Source organism: Clostridium estertheticum (assembly GCF_011065935.2).
In the GTDB taxonomy this organism is placed as follows: domain Bacteria; phylum Bacillota; class Clostridia; order Clostridiales; family Clostridiaceae; genus Clostridium_AD; species Clostridium_AD estertheticum_A.
In genome coordinates, this window is sequence record NZ_JAAMNH020000001.1 from 5,278,530 (window position 1) to 5,301,870 (window position 23,341).

The following is a 23,341-nucleotide window of genomic DNA, read 5'->3' on the forward strand; positions in this document are numbered from 1 at the left end:
TAAATTAATTTAAACCATCAAAATAATGAAGACATCTCATTCGCAAATGAATTTAAGATTTAAATGTATAAATTTTCATGCAAAATTTGGAAAAAACTTTAAGTTAAATGATTGTTAACCGTCCCCATTTATTTCCTCGTTAAAAAAACTCTGCTTTTACAAGAAGTAAAAACAGAGTTTTTAAATTAATTAATTAATTATATGGTTATTCCTTATTTTCCTTCCATATTAAGAAGGCTATAAGGAATACGGAGGCATCTTTAAAGTCTCTGATATCAAAGTTTGTTTCTTTTTTAATCTTATCTAGTCTATAGATAAGTGTATTCCTATGAACATATAGTTTTCTCGCGGCATCACTGATATTAAGACCACAATTTACAAATTGCTCAATAGTTACAATCATTTCACTATCTAACGCATCAAATTTGTCTTTTAACATGATTAAAAGTTCCTGCTTAATTTTATTATCTACATTATATACAATTTTCTCAAATAGCATCTTATTATAACTAAATGTATGGTCTTTTATATCGAATTTTTTTCCTAGCTCCATACATTGCACAGCATCATTGTAAGCTTTTTTAAGCCCTTTTATATCATAAGTTCTATCTGCATAACTTACATAACATTTGCAATACAAATCTGATGAGATGGATTCCTTTATACTTTCTGCATGGTCCTCTACTTCATCAAAGTCACCAATTACAATTATACTGTCATTATATATTAAACTTACGACTGGCTCATTATCATATATTTGTTTTATTATATTAAGAGATTCATACTTACTTCCATCTACACTTATTAACATGACATAACACCCATTTTTAAGAAAAGGTAGATTAAGACTAATATTATCTATAGAAATTTCTCTATTTTCTAAAATATCAATAACCGCCTGTTCTTTAGTTAAGAAATGCTGGGTATATTTGTTTTCAATAATGTATTCAAGTAAAGATGTACAATTTTCATACTTCTTTTCTAAACTTATTCTGCCTTTAACACGGCCAAGCATAATAGTAAAGTTAGTTATATGTGAATTTTCAATATCTAAGTCACTAATATATAGTGCCATACCATCTTCTGTAACTACATTAAATGGTATGTTTGAAGAATGACTTAAATCCTTCAAGAATTCTGTGAAATTGTACATATTGAATTTCCCCCTATATTACTGTGTTTTCAGTTTCTTTATCAAAAACATGTATTTTATTTGTATCTAGTGCAATTTTAATTTGATCTCCAACTTTAGATTTTGATGATCCATTAACTCTAGCTACAATATTTGTATTTCCTTTTCTCATATATATATTAGTCTCTGCACCCATAAGCTCTGCAACCTCAACTTGAGCTGTTATAACTGCACTCTTATTCTTTTCAATAAAGCCGATACCGTCATCAATATCTTCTGGTCTAATACCCATTACAACAGTTTTCCCTACATAAGATTTTTCTTTAATTATTTCAGCTTTATCCTTTGGTAATATTATAATTTCATCATCAAAAACAAGTACAACTTCTCCATTTTGTTCTAAAACCTTAGCTTCCATAAAGTTCATTTGAGGACTTCCTATAAATCCAGCAACAAACATATTAACTGGGTGCTCATATATATTATGAGGTGTGTCTACTTGTTGAGCAAGTCCATCTTTCATTACAACTATTCTTGTTCCCATAGTCATAGCTTCTGTTTGGTCATGAGTTACATATATAAAAGTTGTTTGAAGTTTATGATGTAATTTTGCTATTTCTGTTCTCATTTGAACTCTAAGTTTAGCATCTAAATTAGATAGAGGCTCGTCCATTAAGAATACCTTTGGATTTCTTACTATAGCTCTTCCAAGTGCTACCCTCTGTCTTTGTCCGCCTGATAATGCTTTTGGTTTTCTATCAAGTAAATGTTCTATATCAAGTACTTTAGCTACATCAGTAACCTTTTGTTTTATTTCATCTTTTGGCACTTTTCTTAGTTTTAATCCAAATGCCATGTTGTCATATACAGACATATGAGGGTATAGTGCATAGTTTTGGAAAACCATAGCTATATCTCTATCCTTAGGTGCCATATCATTTACGAGTTTATCGCCAATATATATTTCACCCTGTGAGATTTCTTCAAGACCTGCTATCATTCTTAAAGTTGTTGATTTACCGCAACCTGATGGTCCTACAAAAACTATAAATTCTTTGTCTTCTATTTCAAGATTAAAATCTTTAACTGCTGTTACGTTTCCTGTATAAACCTTGTATATGTGCCTTAATGATAAATTTGACATAATATATTCCTCCTACATGTACATTCTAATTGTTTTTCTATATACATTGTAAACCTTTAAAACACAATTATCTAGTTGCAAAACCCCCAAAAGTGTTAAAGTTAATTTGTAGAAAGACACAAATGCCTTGGTGCTAAAAGCTAAATTTTATAATTTTTCCCTTGATATAAATCTATTTCTTTTAATTTATTATCTATGGCATTTAAGACTTCCCATTTTTTCAAACTCCACATAGGCCCTATTAACAGCTCCCTTGGTGCATCACCTGTTAATCTATGAATAACCATATTTGGCGGAAGCATAGCTATTGACCTGGTAATTATATCTATGTACTCATCTTTTTCCAAAAACTTAAGCTTTTCATCTTTGTATAGCTCAACCATTGGTGTATTTTCCACAAGATAAAGCAAATGCATTTTTATACCTTTTATATCTTTATGGGCCACATAGTCTATTGTTTTTAACATGTCCTGTGCGCTTTCTCCTGGAAGACCAAAAATAGTATGAACTACCACATCAATATTTCTTTTATTTAGCTCTTTGAGAGCCTCTTCAAATTTCAATAGTTTATATCCTCTATTAATAATTTTTGCACTTTCATCATTGCAGGTTTGAAGGCCTAGTTCTACCCAGGTGTATACTCTATGTGAATATTCCTCTATAAGGTCTAGCACCGCATCATCCAAGCAATCAGGTCTAGTAGCTATAACCAGCGCCACTACCCCCTCCTGGGATATTGCTTCCTCATATTTTTCTCTTAATACCTCTATGGAAGCATAGGTATTGGTGTAAGCCTGAAAATAAGCAATATACTTTCCTGATTTCCATTTTTTACTCATCATATTAACTATATCTTCAAATTGACTTGTTATAGAAAATCTCCTATCCCCACCAAAATCTCCTGAACCTCGCTGGCTACAAAACAAACATCCTCCGCTGCTGATAGTTCCATCTCTATTAGGACAAGAAAATCCAGCGTCTAAAGCAATCTTAAAAACCTTATCACCGAATTTTTCCCTTAAAAAATAATTTAAACTGTGATATCTTTTATCACCCCATGTTTTCTGCAATAATCTCACCCTTTCTTTATTTAACAAACAAATAAAATAACTAATCATTAGACTAGTTATTTTATAAAAGACTAGGTTAATTATACCTCATAGACTATAAAGAATGTATTAATTATAATTTATCTACTGTAAAGTCCTTTAAATCTAATTTCCATTTACCTATAATATCAGTTTCTGTACTAGTAACATTTGATTTAGGTATTACTTCATAAATCAAGCTATCCTCACCAAAAGAAGAAAATACTATCTGAACTTTTTCTATTGGATAATCTTTTTCAAAATTAACAGGAATCACCTCTCCATTGTCTACTTTATATACTCTTATATATTTTCCCATGTTTTCTTTAATATATTGTACAAGCAGAAACTTTTCATCTAGGGAAAAGGTCATAAACTCCACTTTGCAATCGAGCAGCAAATCTAAAGAGATTAACTCCTTTCCAATTGGTTTCTCCTTAGCTATTACATCAGACCCTCCACCTTGCGAAGTCTGGCTACCTGGTTTTCCAGCATCACCCTGAACTGCTAGTGACTCATCAATACTTACAATACCAATAAAGGAATTTTTATCATAGGTGCTAACTGCAAGTTTATCGCCCTCATAACTAAAATTTATTGGACTGAATTCTTTTAAGGGCACTATTACCTTATACAACTGTGCTCCATCATCCCGTGAATATACATATTTAGGGAAACCCGCTACATCAATAATTAAATTTGTTTTTACATTTTTTTTATCTCGAAATCTAATACCATTCCCTTCAACAAAGGCTTCCTTTTGTGGTGCACTATTAACTTCACTTATTCTATATTCTGCACCATCCTTAACAATTTTAATAGAATATTCATCAAGGCAACTCTGAGCATTAACCATGGATGTTCTTGTAACTCTAACCTTAAAAACTCCGCTTCTGCCAACTTCATTACTTTCTATAACTTTATAACCCCTTATCTTCATATCACTAATGGTCATATTGGATGCTTTTTTGTATAGCTCCTTAGTATATAATTTTTTACCATTTTCGTAATCTTCCTTCATTATAAACTTCATATAATTATCAACTACATTGCCTGCAGTTTTAATTTCAAAAGCATTAACCTTTGGTTTTTCTTCACCCTCTTTTTTTGCACATCCTGTAAAAGACAAAACATAAAATACTATTAATAAGCAGCTTAAAAATTTTTTCAATATTTTCACTCTCCTTTTATTCAATTTTGATTTAATGATAGAGCCTATAATTGCTTTTATACTTAAGCTTTCCAAAGTTAAATACATTATGCTAATTATAGTTTCCCACTAAATAAAATTTTAATTTATAAAATCATTATTTATTATTGCACAATATACATATATTTATAAAGACAAACATCTCATTTGTATACATTTAACAATTTAATAATTTTATGGGGGAGATATTTTGAAAAAAAACATCGGTTCAATATTTCAAACTGCGGCAGTGTTTGTAGGTACCATAGTTGGTGCAGGACTTGCTTCTGGCCAGGAAATAACTCAATTTTTTAGTACTTATGGATATAGGAGCTTCTGGGGAATTCTCATATGCGGTTTAATCTATATTGTAATAAGTTCTATAATAATTTCTATTAGTCTAAAACATAAATTAAGCTCCTATACTGAACTTATAACTCTTGTAAGCCCAGGTTTTTTTGGTGTGATTACAGATGTTTTTACAAGTTTTTTCTTAATTAGTGGTGCTGCCATAATTTTAGCTGGAAGCGGTGCACTTCTTCATCAATATTTTGGTATTTCTAAATGGATAGGAATTTTGCTTATGTCTATAATTTCTCTATATACACTACTTAAAGATACCAAAGGGCTAATAACTATAAACTCCTTTATAGTACCTGCTCTCACAACAATTATTATAACTATATTCGTTTTATATTTAATATTCTACAAAGATATGGTAAATGTTTCCTATATAAAACAAATTCCTTCTTACAAAATCAATATCATTCCTGCTCAATGGTTTTTTGCAACATTACTCTATGCTGGTTTTAATATGCTGTGTTGTAGTGGTGTTCTAGTCCCAATAAGTCAGGAAATAAAACATAACCGTATTCTTATTCCTGGAGTTATATTAGGTGCTACAATTTTAACCATTTTATGCTATTTGATAAATATAATGCTATTATTAAATATACCTCAAATTTTCAAATATGAGATTCCACTGCTATATATAACAAACCGTTTTGGTATGTTAATGCAAATCCTTCTACTTTGCGTAATTTGGTTTGAAATGTTTTCTACTGAAGTTTCTGATATATATAGTGTAGGCAAAACTCTGGAAAAAAAATTTAATATTCCTTATAAAAAAGCAGTGTTTTTAATACTTATTATAGCTTTGCCTATTTCTCAAGTTGGCTTTAAAAATTTAATCAAGGTTCTTTATCCTGGTTTCGGGGCCATAAGTCTTATTTTTTTAGTTCAATGTATTATATTTTATAGGAAAACCACTAAAAAACAGAATTGACATTATATATATCCAATTGTACAATTCTTATATATTCTAAGATGTATGAGAATCGAGATTATAAATCAAGGAGATTAAAATGATTAATAGAGGTACAGAAGAATTAAATAATTTATCTTTTTTAGACATGCTAGAAAAATGCAATTTATGTCCTAGGAAATGTTCCGTTAATAGATTAGATGGAGAATTAGGCCTCTGCAGTGCTTCTGAGGATGTAAAAATAGCTAAAGTTAGTTTGCATCAATGGGAAGAACCTTGTATCTCAGGAACAATGGGTTCTGGCACTATATTTTTCTCCAATTGTAACCTAAAATGTGTATTTTGTCAGAATCATACCATAAGTGAGGAAGGTACCGGGAAAGCAGTATCTATAGAACAACTTAGTGAAATCTTTTTAGAGCAGCAAATGCGAGGTGCCCACAATATAAATTTAGTTACTCCAACTCATTATGTGCCACAGATAATAGAAGCACTAAAAATTGCTAAAAGTAGGGGCCTAAACATTCCTATTCTCTATAATTCAAATGCATATGAAAGTATGGATACAATTAAAGCCTTAAGTGGTTTTATTGATGTTTATTTACCAGACTTAAAATATTATAGTGATAAATATGCAATTAAGTATTCAAATGCTCCTAATTATTTTAATACAGCTTCCCAAGTTATTACTGAAATGGTTTCCCAAGTAGGAAAAGCTAAATTTGATGATGCAGGGCTAATTCAAAAGGGAGTAATAATTAGACACCTAATGCTCCCAGGCTTATTATTTGATTCTAAAAAAGTAATAGATTTTATACATTCATCCTTTAGTGATTCAGTTTATATTAGCTTAATGAATCAATATACCCCTATGCATAAGGTAGCTAAATATCCTGAAATAAACAAACCCTTAAACCCTAATCATTATGATGCTCTAATTGACTACTGCTTAACCCTAGGTGTCACCAAATGCTTTATTCAAGAAAGTGGAACTTGCTCTAAAGATTTTGTACCTGACTTTGACTTAAGCCAAATATAAGACCTCTTTTTTTCAAAAAGAAATTAACAATAAAAGGTTTCCATGATTTTTAATCATGGAAACCTTTTAGGATATAATCATTCTATATACTGAATGCTTTGGTTTTTGCTAAAATTAAATTTGAAATTTTTAAAAGAAAAGTACAATACAAAAGCGAATATTATACCTGCTGCCACATCAGCAAAATAATGTTGCTTTATAAACATAGTAGACAAAATTATGGAAACGGATATAAAAATACAAATTATTTTTGTGGATTTATAAACCTTATCCGATTCAAAAGTATACAAAGCTATTAACACAGAATCTAAAACATGAATGCTTGGAAAACAGTTATAGGGATTATCCGCCGCATACAAATTCAAAACCATATTACTGAAGAAATCGGTTCCCTCTATCATAGGTCTTGGAACATATGTTGGATAAAAATAATATATTAAATAACATGTAATCATACCTATATTTAAAGTTATAAGTAGTTTTAAATACCTTTCTTTATCTAGTATACATAAAACAACAGAAAAAATCGCCATAAATATATACCAAGATACATAGGGTAATATAAAATATTTATTAAAAGGTATGAATTTGTCCACAAAGGTAAGCACAGAGTTAGTGTCCCCTTTGAATTGATTTAATATTGGATATGACACACTTATAAGTAGTACGCTAAGTCCCCATAATCCCCTTTTGATAATATCCTTCCATTCAGTTGCCCCGACCCGCTTTTCTAATTGCTCCATTTGGGTCCCTCCTAACCACCGTAATAAAAGTTATATTTTATATTTTTTTAATTCATCTTTAAAGGAGCTTGTTATCTTTTTAAAGTCATATATGCTGTCAATAAGCTTCTTTATTTCATTAGTATAACTTCCAACACTTGCACTTACTTCTTCTGAAGATGCAGAATTTTCTTCCGCAATTGCAGCTAGCGACTCTATTGTTTCATATATATTTGCAATGGATTTTGCTTCTCTGTCTAAATCATTTATAGTATTTATCATTGCTTCTGAAACTGTTCTGACAGACATTGTAGCCCCGTAACTTATATCTCTTACTTCTTCTAGCCCCTTAGTTTCGTTTTGCAGAATATCATACTGACTACCAATTTTATTAACAAGTATATTTATATCCTTAACAAATTCTATTAAATTGCTATTAATTTCTTCTACGGCACTCTTAGACTGTTCCGCTAACTTTCTAACCTCATCTGCAACTACAGCAAAACCTCTTCCTTGTTCACCTGCACGGGCAGCCTCTATAGATGCATTTAAAGCAAGTAGATTTGTTTGCTCCGCTATTTGAGAAACAATTGAAACTATATTTGTTATGTCATGAGCCTTGGTTTCTAGTCTAATACCATTATCCTTAACCTCTTGAAATTTTTCTAGTGTTCCAAGTATATTTTTACTTGTACTATCAACACTTTCATAGCTATTATTGATCTTTACAATAGCTTTTTCTAATTCATCTTTGTTATCATTTTCATTTTTAACAATGTCCTTCAGTGATCTAATATTGTCATTTAAGATTAAAACAGCATTTTCAGTATTCTCTGCTTGGCTGCAAGAAGTGTTAGCCATTTGATCAACCACTCCAGATATATCTTCAGAGGTACTATTCATACTAGTAGAAATTTTATTTATATTTTCAGCAAAGGTATCCATCTCATCAGTTACACCTTTAAACTCAACAAAATCTGTTCTAAATCCTTTTTTATATTCTTTAAGTTTTTTATATAGCTCTTCGTATTCATCTCCAGTGACTATATCTCCATCTTCAACGTAATTATTGCTATTAATTTGATCTATAGTCTGTGAAATTAGCTTTGCAGGTCTTCCCATTATAAATGAGGCAAGGCTTGAAGTAGCTCCAGAAATTACAGCAAGTGCTAATACCTTTACCATATTATCTATTCCCACTATTGGCATAGATACCAGTAAGGATATAATAAAAGTAAATGCCCCTACCTTTCCAGGTATATTCTTAATAAATCCTAAAGATAACATTTTATTAATTTTATATGTTTTCTTATAATAAATATCCTTTTCAAAGGTAAGTTTTAAACTTAAACTATCTGATGTTTTTTCTAATTGTTCAATTTCAATTTTCTCATTAAAGTACTCACAAGTTCCATCTAAAAGCCCTAGAAAATAATCAAACATTGCTCTTTTAGAGTTATAAGTAAAGATAGCCTGGCGACTTGAAATAGGTGTTATACCTACTAGTGGTGGTTTAGCTCCAGCAAATTTTTTAGTCATAACCACGTGTATATCAAATAGCGATTTTAAAAATGAATATACATTTTCAGTGTCAAAAAATGCAGGAAAGTCTCTATGAAAAGCTATTAGATTATCTTTTCCTATGATTCCCCACAATTTATCAATGGGTATATTTTGTTTTTTTGATATATTACCTATTACATTTTTAACTTGTCCATCATCTACGTTCTCCACTGGTGAAAATATTTTATTAGAATTCCACCCCACAGATTCCATAGCACTATCAACTACACTCTCACCGTAAATTTTTCTACAAGTTTTCATCCAAGTGGCTACTACTGTTCCTTTCATAAAACTAATCCCCCTATTTTATCTATTGTTTATTTTTTGTTATCTAAATTATTAAGTGACTCTTCTCTTTAATATTCCACTAAACTCTTTTCTTTAATATATATTATAACCTAATGATAGTAATTTGTTAATAACATCTATCATTTGTTTATGAATTTTCATTTTATTTTCTCATGAATACTGTTAACTATACCTTAAACTCTACCCTATCTAGTCTTGCAATTACTTTAACGTCCGTATGCTTAACTGTATCAGTTCTTACAGTACCTCTATTGCTTATTAACAATATTTTATTGCCATCCAATTTTTTTATTTGTCTTAATACTCTTTCTCCATTGTAATCTACAAGTGAGATGGAATTGTTTTCTATTTCATGTGTCAAATGAGCAAAGGCAATATCCCCTGTGCAAATTCTAAACCCAAGCATATCATCATTCTCTATTTCTAAAAACAGTACTTTGTCTTGAGCATGACCTTCTACTTTGTTTGATATTATGGGCATTTGTCTTATGCCTATAGCTTTTGCTAAATCATATTTATAAATAGCAACATTTTTTAAAACTGAACTAAAGGCATCATTCCAGACCTCTTGTACTTTTTCCACGCTAGGTCTTTCAAATTTAGGTTTTCTTTCCTCTACATATTCATCAGCTTGGAAGGATACAGAGGTATCTTCTATTTCTTCCCCTAGGATTTTTGATATTTTTTCTAGAAATTTTTCATTTATAACTTTTTTACCCATTTCTACTTCGTTTATAAAACTTTCAGAAACTCCGATTTTCTTACCTAATTGTTTTTGACTTATTGCTTTTGATTCTCTTACCGCTTTAATCTTATCTCCTACTCTGCTCATAGTTCTCCGCCTTTCCAATTGAATAATTATTTTTAAAGCATTTCTAAATATTTGAGGCATCTAAAAATTGACACCATTTTCATTCCATATGAAACCCTTTATTACATTTTAGCACAAAATATAAATCTTCTACGTATAGCAGAAGATTTACATTTTCATACCATTTTACATTTTTCTATAAGCTTCTCTTTCTTCCATTAGGTGCTGCAAGAGAAAACTAACAGTCCAGTCTATAGATGTTGGTGTTACAGCGGCTAATATAGTGTCCGCGCTTTTAATTTCCTTTATACTATCAATTAGAGCATATAGTTCCTTATCCTTATAATTGTTAAATAAAAGTAATTTTTCATGGGGTAATTCAATATTGTTTTCCTTAGCATCTATGCTACACAATATTTCTTTAATTGTAAGTTGCCCCATGTTTTTCTCAATCACTTTGCAAGGTAATATATCTTGTTTTGATAGTATACTATTAAGTTTTTCTTTTTCCGTGTCAGTTAGTCCATACGCAAGGATAAGTCTTTCATTAATAAGCTTCATACTATCTTCCCCCTACACTTTAATATTTTTTAGAATCTGGCGTCTATGCTTTTATTACATTTTTTGTGGTTCGCTGTACTCCACGTCAAATGTTTCAACGCTCATGCTTTTTATTTTTTGCTCTTGCTTTGGTTTATCTCTAAAATCTCTTTCTACCTTAGCTATTTCTAAAGCATGTTCCATACCCTCTATTACTTTACCAAAGCCTGCATAACTTCCATCTAAATGAGGAGAATTAGCTACCATAAGAAAAAACTGGCTTCCTGCTGAATCTGAATCATTAGATCTAGCCATTGATAAAACACCAGTTGAATGTTTTAAATCATTTTTAAATTTATTAGAAGAAAACTCGCCTTTTATTGAATATCCTGGTCCGCCAACTCCCGTTCCCTCAGGGCATCCACCTTGAATCATAAAGCCTGGAATTACTCTGTGAAAACTAATTCCATTGTAAAATCCCTTGTTTATAAGACTAATAAAATTATTTACTGTGTTCGGTGCAACCTCTGGGTACAATTCTGCCTTTATAATATTACCATTTTCCATATTAATTGTTACTATTGGATTCATATATTTATCTCTCCTTTTGTTATGTATTCATTATAAATTATATCACATTTTATATTATTTACTATTTTTTATATATTAAGCATCTAAAAAAAATAACTAGCATGCCACCTAGTCATTTTTTTTGATGCCACAACTAATAATTGACTAAATTACTTGTTGACCTAGGCTTATTTGTAAAATCATTTTTTCTTGAGGTTCCTCAAGTTTTATATGGATATTTCCTCCTGGAAGTATTATTAAAAAATGTTCCTCCAGCATATCTATCTCTCTATTTTTATCAATATTAACTATATCTATTTCTAAGTTCCCCTGTGTTTCCGCTCTATCATATTCATATCCAACATTTAAACTGCCAAATCTAGTTATATCTTGTAACTGTTTATCCTCGCTTGCAATTATTAAATGTGCAATATTTTTATTTTCTTCAGATTTACATACTAGATGATTTATAACACATAAACAATTACTTTGCACTGGATTATTTATTATTATACAATTGATTTTTTTACTTTCCTCAATTCTCATGTTAAATATATCATGCCCTATGTGATGTTCATTGTTTTTTTCTAATTTGAATACTTTCATTACCTCATCACCTTATTTCTGTTGTTTTGTTTATATAAGCAAAAATAAACAAATAACAAGTCGGTATGCTAGTATAGATTGACTTGTTATTTATTTTTATGTGCCTAATTTAGTGTATTCGCCTAGTGGTGATGTTGCTATAATTAATTTAAAGTTAAATGCAAAAACATCTAAAATAATATTTAAATTTTTAATAATTTGTAACTTAAATCTATCATGTTACTATTCGCAGAAGAACTGCTATTTATAGAGGAACTGTATATAGTTACAATACCCTTTGTTTTCTTTTCATTTAAAAGATTATTGCGAGTAAGCTGCCTTTTCAGTTGATTTACCGTACCCACACTTCCATCAATTATAATCGTTTTTTCTCCAACAATTTTAACTAGTTCATTTTTTATAAATGGATAATGAGTACATCCGAGTACTATAGATGCAACATCTAGATGCATAAACTCCTTTAACTTATCTCTTAAATAACCTTGAATTTGATCTCCCTCTACAATACCATTTTCTATGAGTTCAACTAGGCCCGCACAGGGGAGAGATATCATGTTTACTTCTTTTTTGTATTGCTCCATTAAATTACTGAACTTCTTTTCAGCAAGTGTCATCGGAGTCGCCATAATAATTATACTTTTACCCCTACTTATTTCCACAGCAGGCTTTAGTGCTGGCTCTATACCAATTATAGGTATGTCCTTATATCTCTCACGAAGATCATCTATAGCTGCACTAGTTGCAGTATTACAAGCAATTACTACTACTTTTACCCCTTTATCCAAAAGAAAATCTACTGCATTAAAAGTTAATTTTTTAACTTCATTTACATCTTTAGTTCCATAAGGCGCATTTATTGAATCTCCGAAATACACAAAATCTTCATTGGGCAGTATTTTTAAAGATTCCTTTAATACACTTATGCCACCAACTCCTGAGTCAAAAAATCCTATTGGTCTTTCTTTATTATTCACATTATCACCGCCATATTAAGATTATAATTCTACATTTATTTTATAAAATGAAAGCTATACATTATCATAACCACATTTTTTAGTCACACATACACATTGTATTAAATAATATATTATTAAGTCTATCCATTTAGTTAAATAATAACATAAAGGAGGAAACATTATGCCTTCGGCACCTAATTTCAATAAAATAAAAGATTCAATAAGCAATGGATTTGGAGTTATCTCAAACAAGTCTGAAATTTTTATCGAAATATCTAAACTTAAATATAAAATTCATTCTGAAGAAAATAGTATGGAAGATCTGTACAAAGATATGGGAAAGGAATTGTACACACTTTTCAAAACTAATAACCATATCGATGACTCCCTATTAGATTATTGTAATACATTAAAGAAAATAGAAACCCGCATAAAAGCTCTTGAAAAAGAACTTCATAAAATTGATAATAAAAACTAAAAGCTTATTTTGTATAATATATAAAATAGTGATGAACCGCACTATTTTATATATTTTTTTGATCATGTTTATATAATTACATCCTTATCTTCACTATGTAATCTATTTAGATGTTTAATTTCTACAAATAGGAATATGGCTGTTAAAATTGAAGCTATTGCATCTGAGCTAGGCCCTGACATCCATACACCATTTAATTCATAAAATCTTGGTAAAATAAATAACAATGGTATAAGGATTATAACTTGCCTGCTTAGTCCTAAAAATATGGATATTTTAGCTTTACCTATAGCTTGAAAATAGTTGGAACTAACTATTTGAAAGCCTATTACAGGAATCATAAATAGGTATATTCTAATGCCATGGGCACCTATAGCTAGCAGTTCTGGGTCCTTATTAAATATACTTATAAGTTGTTTCGGAAATAACTGTATAATTATAAATCCAGTGGTTGTAATCACTGTAGCTGCGAGTATTGCCAGTTTTAAAGCTTGCTTTACACGATTATATTTTTTTGCTCCATAATTGTATCCAATAATTGGTTGGCACCCTTGGTTTATTCCAAAAATAGGCATTAGTACCATCATGGCGATACTCATAATAACTCCCATAGATCCCAGGGCTAAATCACCACCATATTTAACTAAACTTCTATTAGAAATAATAGTTACTATACTTGCTGCTATTTGCATGGAAAATGGAGACATGCCTATAGCAAAAATACCCATTACAACCTTAGCATTTAATCTTAAATTTTTGTAGCGTATTTTTAATACACTCTTTCCACCAAAGAAATAGTATAATACCCATATAGTATTTACAGCTTGTGAAATAACCGTTGCAATAGCTGCTCCTCTAGTTCCCATATGGAAAACAAAAATGAAAAGTGGATCTAAAATTGTATTTAATATTCCACCAATTAACATTGTAAACATAGCTACTCTTGGATTTCCTTCAGATCGTATAGAATTATTAAGTCCAAAGCCTATATTTTGAAAGATTACACCTATAAGTATTATTGTTATATATTCCTTGGCATAAGGCAAGGTCTCACTACTAGCCCCAAATTTTAATAGCATAGGTTCTAAAAATATAAGCCCTATAATAGTTACTAAAATCGAGGTTATGATAATGAGGGTAAGGGCATTTCCTAAAATACGTTCTGCCTCTTCTTTTTTTTGTTGTCCAAGTTTTATAGATATAAGTGCCGCAGTTCCAATTCCTACTAACATTCCAAAAGCTAGAATTATATTAGCAATGGGGAATGTAACTGTAACTCCTGTTAAGGCAATCTTCCCCACCCCTTCTATATGACCTATAAATATTCTATCTACCACGTTATACAGTGCATTAACTAGCATGCCTACAATGGCTGGAATAGAGAACTTCATAAGTAGCTTACCTATATTCTCTTCTCCTAATTGTTTTGATTTATCCAACTAATCACCCATTTCATATAATGCAAAATAACCAACCTTATATTAAATCCCATGTTGGTTATTTTATATATTATTTATTTATCCATATATTATTAATTTATTTATTTATTAATTCCTTTAATTTTTCTACTATGTACTCATTAAGTTCGATATCTCCAATATATGTTTTATTCTCAACAAAATCAGGCTTTACTCTAAAGAAATTAATCACTAGTTTATTTCCTGTAATTATATACTCATCTGAATGTAGTGGTGAGAATATAACCTCTATTTCATTATATTTATTAGCACCTTTAAGTTGTGAAAGTTTCCCTACTAGACTCGCCAAATTAAGTTTCTTTATAGGGGCAGCCATAGCATTTGTATACTCAGCGTCCTCCATCATCCACATATTGTTATTCCAAAATTTTCTTTCCTTCTTGTTTCCAGTAAAAGGTTCCCTATTCTTTATTGCACTTAAAGCTCTTCTTACTGATTCTCCATTAAATTCCTCATCATAGGCACAGGTTAACCCTGGCATATCAGCTACGTCATAGAAAAATTTTTCTGCCACATTCTCTTTTTCACTTGCCGCTTGCCAAAAATAAAGCATAGCTTCTACCGCTTCTAAATTCACTTTAATTCTTTGTAACATTTCATTTCTCCTTTCAATATCAACTGTCTATTAAATAAATTGTTTGTTTTGTTAAAACCACTCATATATAATATTTCTACACATAAGCCTAAAACCCTTTGGTTAAGATAAAATTTATAAAATTTCCATCTCCACTTTTTCCACAATAGCTTCTGTATTATCCTCTATAAAGTCCAGTACATTTTGTATAATACTATTAGCATGTCTCGAATCATTACTAACACAGGCAATCCCAATAACAATAGATTGGTGTAAATCTTGATTCTCAACCTCAGCTATAGAAACATTAAACTTGTTTTTCACCTTGGCTATGGTGCTTCTTAGTATCATTCTTTTCTCTTTTAATGAATGAACCCAATTTGCATATAAATATATTTTACCTGTACCTATAATCATAATTCTATTTCCTTTCTATTCATTGTAGCACTAATTTTACTTTCTATAGTTTAATTATACCCCAAAAACATCGAATTATGAATTGCACTCATGAAGATTAAATCATGTATGAATGTGGCGGATAGTATCTACAGTAAGTATAAAATTTATCCGGAGTGACTTGCAATAAGTAGCGAAAGGGCTATTGAAATTGCATTTAGAAATTCTTCTTTTGCGTTCTACATCTACATAAACCTTTAATATTTTGGATATCCTGTTATCTCTTTAATGTCCTTATATAAATTCTTAAGGCTAGGATAAATTTTTAGGTATACCTTATTATAAAGCTTTGAGTAAATCTCAGAATTACGAGTATTAGGCGTAAACTCCTTTGTCCTTTTAAACATATGTTTTATAGCCTCTTCATAAGATCTATATACTCCCAAGGCTACATAGCCTATAATCGAAGCTCCAAGTCCTGATATTTCATGGGTTTGCCCCCTATATATTTTTCTATTTAACATGTCCGCAGTTATTTGGCAAATAGTATCACTTTGTGAACCGCCTCCACAAACTGCAATCTCCACTATTTTTTTCCCTGTTTTTTTCTCTATTTTTTCAATTCCCTCAAGCAGCGCATAGTTAATGCCCTCTATAATTGCTCTGTAAATATGTGCTCTAGTATGTACATCCCCAAAACCAATTATTGCACCTTTTGCATCTGGCATTTTTAGTCCTGGACCCCAATAAGGCTGGAGAATAAGTCCATGAGAACCTGGTGGTATTTCATCTAATCTCTCATTTAAAAGGACCTCTGGTGATATCCCCTTGAGAAGAGCATCCTTCATCTCTCTCATAGAAAATTCTTTTTTAAACCAACTTATCATCCAATATCCTCTGAATATTTCTACCTCGGGATTATAATATCCCTGCATAGCAGATGGGTAGGAAGGCATAAACTTTATAGGTTCGATATATTTCTTTGATGTAGTTTGCACTGTGGCAGTAGTCCCAAAACTTATACTTGCAGAGCTAGTGTCTAAACATCCATTTCCTAAAGTCTCACAACCCTTATCTGAAGCCCCAGCTACTAGAGTAGTTCCTTCTCTTATTCCTGTAAGCTCCGATGCAACCTTTGTTATTTGTCCTATGGTTTCGCCTGGATTTACAAGTAGTGGCAATTTTTCTCTTTCTATTCCAAAAAGTGTCCACCTATAACTCATATTACTTTTTGGCCAACACTTGTTTTTATAATCAAAAGGTATATGTGCTATTTGATTAGCTATTGAATCTACAATTTTTCCAGTAAGCTTAAAATGAAAATATGCCGAAATAAGAATATATTTATCTGTTTTTTCCCAGATTTCTGGTTCATGCTGCTTTATCCAATAAGCCTTCCCTTTTTTTTGTGAGATGCTAATAGCTTCCTTCATACCAATAGTTCTAAATGCTAAATTTTCAATACTTGAGAACTCGTCGACCACATCTGCTGTTCTTTGGTCTAGCCAAAGAATAGCGGGCCTTAGTACATTTTGCTCTTTATCTAGGTTAATGCATGTATCTCGCATGGTTGTTACCACTACCGCTTCTACCTTTTTCCAAATATCTTGGCAGTCAGCCTTAAGCTCTTTGCATACTATACATAAATTATCCCAATATACCTCTGGATTCTGTTCTGCAAAGCCAGGGAACGTCGAAAAATAAGGTTCAAATTCTCTTCTTTTCTTATGGATCAATGTTCCATTTTTATCAAAGATAAGCGCCCTTATACTTTGTGTTCCGCAATCTATGGTAAGCACATACTTATCACTCATTTTTGTCCCCCTATAATTTGATTATAAATTTGCAACCTTTATCTATATCCTGTACTAAACATATACTTCCTCCATGCTTTTCGATTATAGCCTTTGATATGGAAAGTCCAAGCCCTGTACCACCATTTTTGGAGTTTCTTGTAGCATCTACTCTAACAAAAGGTTCAAAAATATCCCCTTCAAATTCATCAGGTATTCCTACCCCATCATCCTCAATTATAATTACAACCCTGCTATAAGATATTAAAAGCTTGATGCTGATTGTAATCCCGGGGCTATTATATTTAATACTATTTAGTATAATATTACTTAAAGCCCTATCTAAGTTTTTTCTATCAAATGAAACCTCCACTTCATCCTCGGTGATATCAAACTGGTATTTCACACCCACTTGATCCATCATTGGAACATATCCTGCAATAAGTTCTCTTAAAAACTCACCTATATCATGTTTGCCTATATCTAATTTGTATTCCGTACTTTCAACACGAGAAAACTCAAAAAGATCTTGAATTAAATCATTTGCACGTCTACTATTATTATTAATAACTTTTAACAACTTATTTTTATCTTCTGGTAAAATATCATCATTTTCCAATAAAAATTCTGAATATCCTAATATACTTGTTAATGGATTTTTTAAATCATGAGATATATCAAGAATCATTCTTTTTCTGTTATTTTCTGCTTTTTTCTTTAGTAATTTTTCTTGCTGTATTTTTTCTGCCATGGAATTAAAAGCATCCTTTAGTTGGCCTATTTCATTTAAAGAATTAATTTCAACTCTGGCTGAATATTCGCCATTTTTTATAGTATTAACCCCTTGCAAAAGTTTTTTTAAGGGTTTAACAAAAATCCTTGATGTAAGTTTTGAATAAAGTATCATTGTAGATAATAAAAATATAAATATTATAAAGGGAAATATCGTTAAAAAAGTAAATCTAGTCTTTTTAGGGTTACTGGCTTCTTCTATTTGGTCTTTATGTTCAAGTCCCCAGGTATATGCATCAAAAATACTGTCAGGCATAGCCGTAATTAAAATAAAATCTTTCCCATCTCCATATTTACTAGTATAAAAATAACCATCCTTTAAATTATTAGTAATCATATCTTCATAATATTTTACGGGGTATCTAAATCCGATTTTATGTTTACTTCCATTTTCCATAACTATAACTAGGTTTTTATCAAGTACCTCCACATAGCCCTTGTGCTTTATAAAATTTGAAACGTTAATATCCTTATAATTTTGGTTTATAATATATAAAGCTGTACTATTATTTGTTGTTGAATCATTATAATTAATAGAAAAATAGAATAGTAGTGATCCCATGGTTAATATAAAGATCCCAATTAAAATAATCAGAAAGAAAATATAATTTATAAATAATTGCGTTTCCATTTTTTTACTTTTAAAGTATGTGGCTATTTTCTTTAATTTATTTTTATTAATCATGATTCTTCTCCATTTTATATCCAATGCCTCTTATGGTTTTTAAATATTTGGGGTTTTTAGGATCAGCTTCAATCTTTTCTCTAATATGACTTATATGCACCATAATAGTATTTGAGTCTCCATAATATGGATTTTCCCAAACTATTTCATATAGCTGTTTTTTAGTGTATACCTTTCCTGGGTTCTCTAAAATAAACTCAAGTAGCCTGTATTCCTTTGGATTTAAAGCTAATTCTACGTTGTTTTTATAAATACTACAACTTTCCTTATCAAGCATTAATTCTCCAATTACTGTTCCAGTTTTATGAGTTTTATTAGAATATTTATAATATCGTCGTAGCTGAGCATTAACTCGTGCAATTATTTCAATAGGACTAAAAGGTTTTATAACATAATCATCTGCACCTAGTCCAAGCCCAAGAATCTTATCTGACTCTTCTTCTCTTGCAGTTATAAAAATTATCGGTATTTCACTAGTTTCTCTAATCTTTTTTAAAACCTTAAACCCATCAATTTTTGGGATCATAACATCAAGTAGTGCAATATCTATATCTTCATTTTGAAATATATCTAAAGCTTGTACTCCATCTTCTGCTGTGAAAATCCTATATCCTTCTTTTGATAAATGAATTTCTAGCAATTCTCTTATATCTTGTTCATCTTCTACAATTAGAATATTCATCATGTAATCCCCCCGTTCCTATATACATTGTACCTCCAAAGTACACTTAAACTCAACAAAAATGGAAAAGTATATATTACTACAACTTCATTTCGCATCGCTGAGTAATTCTAAACAAATTTTAATGAGAGATACTAAAAAGTGCAAACTCGCTAGCGCTCAAATGAAGTTTACGTAATATATACTTTTCTTAGCGCACTAAAAGAATAGAAAATAAAAAATAGAAGGTCTACCCCCTCTATTCTTTGCTTTCTAGAATATTTAATTAATATCTTGTTATCCCATCTTTTGTAACAATACCTTTGATTAATTGTTTAGCTATTATTTTTTCTTGTACTATTTCATATGCATCTAATATCATTTTTGTAGATAATTTTTGTTTTACAGCATCATTGGCATAAATAGTTGCAATAGCTTCGCCTTTCTTTACAAAATCTCCAATTTTTTTATTAAGAACAATACCAACTGATAAATCTATTATACTTTCTTTAGTTTCACGGCCAGCACCTAAAACTAAGGCTGCTCTTCCTATGTCATCAGCTTTTATTGCTTTTACATAGCCCTCGCAACTTGATATAATTAGCTCTACAATAGATGGTAATGGGAACATGGATGAATCATCCACATAAGCTGGATTTCCACCTTGTGCTACCACAAGTTGTCTTAATTTTTGTAGGCCTTTTCCTGATTTTATAATATCCACAAGTATTTCTCTTGCGACCTGCTCATCCTTTGCTTTTTCTCCTAGTACAAGCATATGTGCTCCTAGGGTTAAGCAAAGTTGTGTAAGATCTTCAGGGCCTTCACCTTTTAATGTATCTATAGCTTCTTTTACTTCTAGTGCATTACCAATTGCATATCCTAGTGGTTGATCCATATCAGTTATTACGCCAATAGTGTTTCTACCCACATTATTTCCTATATCAACCATTTCTCTGGCAAGTTCAAACGCATCATCCTCATTTTTCATAAATGCACCGCTGCCTGTTTTTACATCAAGTACTATGGCATCTGCCCCTGAAGCTATTTTTTTACTCATTATGCTTCCTGCAATTAAAGACATATTGTCAACAGTTGCAGTAACATCACGAAGTGCATATAGCTTTTTGTCTGCTGGCGCTAAATCAGCAGTTTGACCGCCTATAGCAATTTTAACTTCATTTACATTTTGCATAAACTTTTCAATTGACATAGCAGTTGAAAAGCCCTCAAAGGATTCTAGCTTATCAATAGTGCCACCAGTATGTCCAAGCCCTCTTCCTGACATTTTAGCAACTGGTACTCCTGCGGCTGCAACAATAGGTCCAAGTATTAATGTAGTTGTATCACCTACACCTCCAGTACTATGTTTATCAACCTTTACACCTTTAATAGCAGATAAATCAATGGTTTCACCACTATTAACCATAGCCATTGTTAAATCTGCTGTTTCTCTCTTATTCATCTTTTGAAAGTAGATAGCCATAAGTAGTGCTGAAACTTGATAATCTGGTATAGTTCCATCTGTATATCCACCTACAAAAAAATTAATTTCTTCTGTAGTAAGTTCGTTACCATCTCTTTTTTTCATTATTAAATCATACATTCGCATAGTACTCAACCTCCAATTACTTGTTTTATTTTTTGCATATCTTCAGATTTAATAATCAGAGTTTGAATCTTTAATTCCTTTAACTATTGCTATAGAACTACTAGCTCCTATTCTACTGGCACCAGCTTCAATAACAGCTTTTGCATCTTCAGAGGTTCTTACTGCTCCAGATGCCTTAACTCCCATGTCAGGTCCTACAGTTTTTCTCATTAATTTTACATCATGAACCGTTGCCCCTCCTGTTGAGAACCCAGTTGAAGTCTTTACAAAATTTGCTCCTACTTCTTTAGCTATTTCGCAAACCTTAACTTTTTCCGCGTCAGTTAGAAGGCAGGTTTCTATTATAACTTTAACTAAGGCGCGTCCTTTAGAAACATCAACAACTGCTTTAATTTCATCTCTTACTACTTCATATTTATTTGATTTTATAGCGCCAACATTAACTACCATATCTATTTCCTGTGCACCATTTTCAATAGCCTGTTTAGCTTCAAAGGCTTTTACTTCTTTGGTAGTAGCTCCCAATGGAAATCCTACAACGATACAAGTTTTTACGTTACTTCCTTTTAGTTCTTTGCTTACTAATGAAGTATAATATGCGTTAGCGCACACTGAAGCAAATCCATATTCTTTAGCTTCATCGCAAATTTTTATAATATCTTCCTCACTTGCTTGTTGTTTTAATAGTGTATGGTCTATATATTGCTCTATTTTCATATTAATCTTCTCCTTTATATTTTATTCTCATTTTTTTCTATATACTTTTCTGATCCTTTTAAAATAAGCTCTGGCAAAATGGTTTGTCTTTTAATTGATTTGAGCTCTTTGCTCTTCAAATTTTCTAATAACATTTTCATACCAATTCTACCAAGTTCTGTGGATGGGCCATTGACAAAACTGATATTCATACCTATTATATTTAAAACATCAACCTTATCAAAGCCTATAATAGCCATATCGCGCGGTATATTCATCTTTTGTTCATATAAAGCTTTTATGCACCCTAAAATCATGGTATTGTTACTTACAAAAGTAGCCGTAGGCCTATTGTCCATTTTCAATATTTTCTTTGTAATTTCATAAGCGGTCTGTTGTGTATAATCACCATAAAAGATATATTCCTTATCTACAGGGATATTATTAGCTTCTAAGGCTTTTTCATATCCTAGCAATCTTTCTTTTGCTGGTCTAGATTTCATATCTCCTGTAATTATAGCTATTTTGGTATGACCCGCTTCTATTAAAGCAACCGTTCCATCATAAGCACCCTTTATGTGGTCTATAAAAACCCCACTAAATTCCAGATATTCAACATGACCATCTATTAAAATTATTGGGATTCCTAGGTTCTTAAGTGCATTTAAGTTTTCACTATTGTCTGAGTTCCTGTAGAAGGTTGGCGTTATAATGAGGCCTTGAATCCTTTGCTCTTTAAGAACATTAATAGCCTTTAATTCTTTATCTTTATTCTCATCAGTGTTGCAAAGAATTATATTTAAGTTATTCTCATCAGCAATTTCAGTAATACCTTTAATTATCTCACCAAAAAATAGATTGTTTATATCAGGGATTATAACGCCAATAGTATTAGTTCTACTTGTGGATAGGCTTCTAGCTATAGCACTAGGCGTATAATTTAAATCTTTTATTACTTTTAAAACTTTTTCTCTTGTTTCATCTTTTACATAACCTGAATTGTTTAAAACTCTTGATACAGTTGCATGGGATACTCCAACCTTTACCGCAATATCACTTATTGTAACTGCCATTTTAATCCCCCTCACATCGGAAAACGCTTACAAAATTCTGAATAACTAGTTTTGAAACTTAGTTTATAATGCACTATATAGATGTTAAATTATCACCTAAATATGCTATATAATAGACTTAATTTTCTGATATATGTTACCGCTTTCATATCTAGTATACTTCAAGGTTA

The 23,341-nt window shown here is 30.9% G+C and carries 23 protein-coding genes; 3 read left to right on the top strand and 20 right to left on the bottom strand.

Annotation, left to right across the window (positions count from 1 at the left end):
- Positions 1 to 205: 205 nt before the first annotated feature.
- From G9F72_RS25220 to G9F72_RS25235, 4 genes are all read right to left on the bottom strand, one after another.
- Complete coding sequence (locus G9F72_RS25220) at positions 206 to 1,153, bottom strand: PucR family transcriptional regulator (RefSeq protein WP_164957137.1); 948 nt, start codon at positions 1,151 to 1,153, stop codon at positions 206 to 208.
- A 13-nt stretch (positions 1,154 to 1,166) separates the two neighbouring features.
- The gene (locus G9F72_RS25225; RefSeq protein ID WP_164957138.1) at positions 1,167 to 2,276 is read right to left on the bottom strand and encodes an ABC transporter ATP-binding protein; all 1,110 of its coding nucleotides are present in this window, start codon (positions 2,274 to 2,276) and stop codon (positions 1,167 to 1,169) included.
- Positions 2,277 to 2,416: 140 nt separating this feature from the next.
- Positions 2,417 to 3,346 (bottom strand): TIGR01212 family radical SAM protein, encoded by a 930-nt coding sequence (locus G9F72_RS25230; protein ID WP_187356057.1) that lies wholly within the window; start codon positions 3,344 to 3,346, stop codon positions 2,417 to 2,419.
- A 112-nt stretch (positions 3,347 to 3,458) separates the two neighbouring features.
- Positions 3,459 to 4,535, bottom strand: coding sequence for a hypothetical protein (locus tag G9F72_RS25235; protein WP_164957140.1), 1,077 nt, complete (start codon positions 4,533 to 4,535; stop codon positions 3,459 to 3,461).
- Between the two features lie 226 nt (positions 4,536 to 4,761).
- On the opposite strand from G9F72_RS25235, the gene G9F72_RS25240 reads away from it, so the two are divergent.
- A complete protein-coding gene (locus G9F72_RS25240; RefSeq protein WP_411955973.1) occupies positions 4,762 to 5,838 on the top strand; it encodes a transporter in 1,077 nt (358 codons plus the stop codon).
- 127 nt (positions 5,839 to 5,965) lie between these two features.
- A complete protein-coding gene (locus G9F72_RS25245; protein WP_164957327.1) occupies positions 5,966 to 6,856 on the top strand; it encodes a radical SAM protein in 891 nt (296 codons plus the stop codon).
- Positions 6,857 to 6,933: 77 nt separating this feature from the next.
- Here the strand turns inward: G9F72_RS25245 and G9F72_RS25250 are convergent, their stop codons facing one another.
- The 7 genes from G9F72_RS25250 to murI form a co-directional block, all read right to left on the bottom strand.
- Positions 6,934 to 7,599, bottom strand: coding sequence for a phosphatase PAP2 family protein (locus tag G9F72_RS25250; protein ID WP_164957142.1), 666 nt, complete (start codon positions 7,597 to 7,599; stop codon positions 6,934 to 6,936).
- A 30-nt stretch (positions 7,600 to 7,629) separates the two neighbouring features.
- Entirely contained in the window at positions 7,630 to 9,429 is a 1,800-nt protein-coding gene (locus G9F72_RS25255) for a heme NO-binding domain-containing protein (protein ID WP_164957143.1), read from the bottom strand.
- Positions 9,430 to 9,616: 187 nt separating this feature from the next.
- Positions 9,617 to 10,282 carry a S24 family peptidase gene (locus tag G9F72_RS25260; protein WP_164957144.1) on the bottom strand — a complete coding sequence of 222 codons (666 nt, stop codon included), beginning with the start codon at positions 10,280 to 10,282 and terminating at the stop codon, positions 9,617 to 9,619.
- A 165-nt stretch (positions 10,283 to 10,447) separates the two neighbouring features.
- Positions 10,448 to 10,822, bottom strand: a complete 375-nt coding sequence (locus G9F72_RS25265; protein WP_164957145.1) for a DUF3783 domain-containing protein — start codon at positions 10,820 to 10,822, stop codon at positions 10,448 to 10,450.
- 54 nt (positions 10,823 to 10,876) lie between these two features.
- A complete protein-coding gene (locus G9F72_RS25270; protein WP_164957146.1) occupies positions 10,877 to 11,392 on the bottom strand; it encodes a peptidylprolyl isomerase in 516 nt (171 codons plus the stop codon).
- 144 nt (positions 11,393 to 11,536) lie between these two features.
- Positions 11,537 to 11,977, bottom strand: coding sequence for a hypothetical protein (locus tag G9F72_RS25275; protein ID WP_164957147.1), 441 nt, complete (start codon positions 11,975 to 11,977; stop codon positions 11,537 to 11,539).
- A 182-nt stretch (positions 11,978 to 12,159) separates the two neighbouring features.
- Positions 12,160 to 12,951 (bottom strand): glutamate racemase, encoded by a 792-nt coding sequence (gene murI / locus G9F72_RS25280; protein WP_164957148.1) that lies wholly within the window; start codon positions 12,949 to 12,951, stop codon positions 12,160 to 12,162.
- Positions 12,952 to 13,114: 163 nt separating this feature from the next.
- Between murI and G9F72_RS25285 the strand changes: the two genes are divergently transcribed.
- Positions 13,115 to 13,411 carry a zinc ribbon domain-containing protein gene (locus G9F72_RS25285; RefSeq protein WP_164957149.1) on the top strand — a complete coding sequence of 99 codons (297 nt, stop codon included), beginning with the start codon at positions 13,115 to 13,117 and terminating at the stop codon, positions 13,409 to 13,411.
- A 68-nt stretch (positions 13,412 to 13,479) separates the two neighbouring features.
- Here the strand turns inward: G9F72_RS25285 and G9F72_RS25290 are convergent, their stop codons facing one another.
- The 9 genes from G9F72_RS25290 to G9F72_RS25330 all read right to left on the bottom strand — a co-directional run bounded on the left by G9F72_RS25290 (position 13,480) and on the right by G9F72_RS25330 (position 23,171).
- On the bottom strand, positions 13,480 to 14,850 hold the full coding sequence (locus tag G9F72_RS25290; RefSeq protein WP_164957150.1) for an MATE family efflux transporter: 1,371 nt from the start codon (positions 14,848 to 14,850) through the stop codon (positions 13,480 to 13,482).
- 97 nt (positions 14,851 to 14,947) lie between these two features.
- Positions 14,948 to 15,484 (bottom strand): hypothetical protein, encoded by a 537-nt coding sequence (locus G9F72_RS25295; RefSeq protein WP_164957151.1) that lies wholly within the window; start codon positions 15,482 to 15,484, stop codon positions 14,948 to 14,950.
- A gap of 114 nt (positions 15,485 to 15,598) precedes the next feature.
- Positions 15,599 to 15,880, bottom strand: coding sequence for a DUF503 domain-containing protein (locus G9F72_RS25300; RefSeq protein WP_164957152.1), 282 nt, complete (start codon positions 15,878 to 15,880; stop codon positions 15,599 to 15,601).
- Between the two features lie 236 nt (positions 15,881 to 16,116).
- The gene (locus G9F72_RS25305; RefSeq protein WP_164957153.1) at positions 16,117 to 17,673 is read right to left on the bottom strand and encodes an FGGY-family carbohydrate kinase; all 1,557 of its coding nucleotides are present in this window, start codon (positions 17,671 to 17,673) and stop codon (positions 16,117 to 16,119) included.
- Between the two features lie 10 nt (positions 17,674 to 17,683).
- Entirely contained in the window at positions 17,684 to 19,129 is a 1,446-nt protein-coding gene (locus G9F72_RS25310; RefSeq protein ID WP_164957154.1) for a sensor histidine kinase, read from the bottom strand.
- Entirely contained in the window at positions 19,122 to 19,811 is a 690-nt protein-coding gene (locus G9F72_RS25315; protein ID WP_164957328.1) for a response regulator transcription factor, read from the bottom strand. The genes G9F72_RS25310 and G9F72_RS25315 overlap by 8 nt, the downstream gene beginning before the upstream one ends.
- Positions 19,812 to 20,076: 265 nt before the next feature.
- Positions 20,077 to 21,402 (bottom strand): pyrimidine-nucleoside phosphorylase, encoded by a 1,326-nt coding sequence (locus G9F72_RS25320; protein WP_164957155.1) that lies wholly within the window; start codon positions 21,400 to 21,402, stop codon positions 20,077 to 20,079.
- Positions 21,403 to 21,450: 48 nt separating this feature from the next.
- Positions 21,451 to 22,119 (bottom strand): deoxyribose-phosphate aldolase, encoded by a 669-nt coding sequence (gene deoC / locus G9F72_RS25325; protein ID WP_164957156.1) that lies wholly within the window; start codon positions 22,117 to 22,119, stop codon positions 21,451 to 21,453.
- 14 nt (positions 22,120 to 22,133) lie between these two features.
- A complete protein-coding gene (locus tag G9F72_RS25330) occupies positions 22,134 to 23,171 on the bottom strand; it encodes a LacI family DNA-binding transcriptional regulator (RefSeq protein ID WP_164957157.1) in 1,038 nt (345 codons plus the stop codon).
- Between the last annotated feature and the right edge of the window lie 170 nt (positions 23,172 to 23,341).

What these genes read in the sequence shown, in the direction of transcription:
- G9F72_RS25295 (WP_164957151.1), bottom strand. Translation starts at nt 15,484, where the DNA reads ATGTTACAAAGAATTAAAGTGAATTTAGAAGCGGTAGAAGCTATGCTT.
- deoC (WP_164957156.1), bottom strand. Translation starts at nt 22,119, where the DNA reads ATGAAAATAGAGCAATATATAGACCATACACTATTAAAACAACAAGCA.
- G9F72_RS25255 (WP_164957143.1), bottom strand. Translation starts at nt 9,429, where the DNA reads ATGAAAGGAACAGTAGTAGCCACTTGGATGAAAACTTGTAGAAAAATT.
- G9F72_RS25260 (WP_164957144.1), bottom strand. Translation starts at nt 10,282, where the DNA reads ATGAGCAGAGTAGGAGATAAGATTAAAGCGGTAAGAGAATCAAAAGCA.
- G9F72_RS25275 (WP_164957147.1), bottom strand. Translation starts at nt 11,977, where the DNA reads ATGAAAGTATTCAAATTAGAAAAAAACAATGAACATCACATAGGGCAT.
- G9F72_RS25270 (WP_164957146.1), bottom strand. Translation starts at nt 11,392, where the DNA reads ATGAATCCAATAGTAACAATTAATATGGAAAATGGTAATATTATAAAG.
- G9F72_RS25300 (WP_164957152.1), bottom strand. Translation starts at nt 15,880, where the DNA reads ATGATTATAGGTACAGGTAAAATATATTTATATGCAAATTGGGTTCAT.
- G9F72_RS25285 (WP_164957149.1), top strand. Translation starts at nt 13,115, where the DNA reads ATGCCTTCGGCACCTAATTTCAATAAAATAAAAGATTCAATAAGCAAT.
- G9F72_RS25250 (WP_164957142.1), bottom strand. Translation starts at nt 7,599, where the DNA reads ATGGAGCAATTAGAAAAGCGGGTCGGGGCAACTGAATGGAAGGATATT.
- G9F72_RS25305 (WP_164957153.1), bottom strand. Translation starts at nt 17,673, where the DNA reads ATGAGTGATAAGTATGTGCTTACCATAGATTGCGGAACACAAAGTATA.
- G9F72_RS25245 (WP_164957327.1), top strand. Translation starts at nt 5,966, where the DNA reads ATGCTAGAAAAATGCAATTTATGTCCTAGGAAATGTTCCGTTAATAGA.
- G9F72_RS25225 (WP_164957138.1), bottom strand. Translation starts at nt 2,276, where the DNA reads ATGTCAAATTTATCATTAAGGCACATATACAAGGTTTATACAGGAAAC.
- G9F72_RS25310 (WP_164957154.1), bottom strand. Translation starts at nt 19,129, where the DNA reads ATGATTAATAAAAATAAATTAAAGAAAATAGCCACATACTTTAAAAGT.
- G9F72_RS25265 (WP_164957145.1), bottom strand. Translation starts at nt 10,822, where the DNA reads ATGAAGCTTATTAATGAAAGACTTATCCTTGCGTATGGACTAACTGAC.
- G9F72_RS25220 (WP_164957137.1), bottom strand. Translation starts at nt 1,153, where the DNA reads ATGTACAATTTCACAGAATTCTTGAAGGATTTAAGTCATTCTTCAAAC.
- G9F72_RS25320 (WP_164957155.1), bottom strand. Translation starts at nt 21,402, where the DNA reads ATGCGAATGTATGATTTAATAATGAAAAAAAGAGATGGTAACGAACTT.
- G9F72_RS25330 (WP_164957157.1), bottom strand. Translation starts at nt 23,171, where the DNA reads ATGGCAGTTACAATAAGTGATATTGCGGTAAAGGTTGGAGTATCCCAT.
- G9F72_RS25315 (WP_164957328.1), bottom strand. Translation starts at nt 19,811, where the DNA reads ATGAATATTCTAATTGTAGAAGATGAACAAGATATAAGAGAATTGCTA.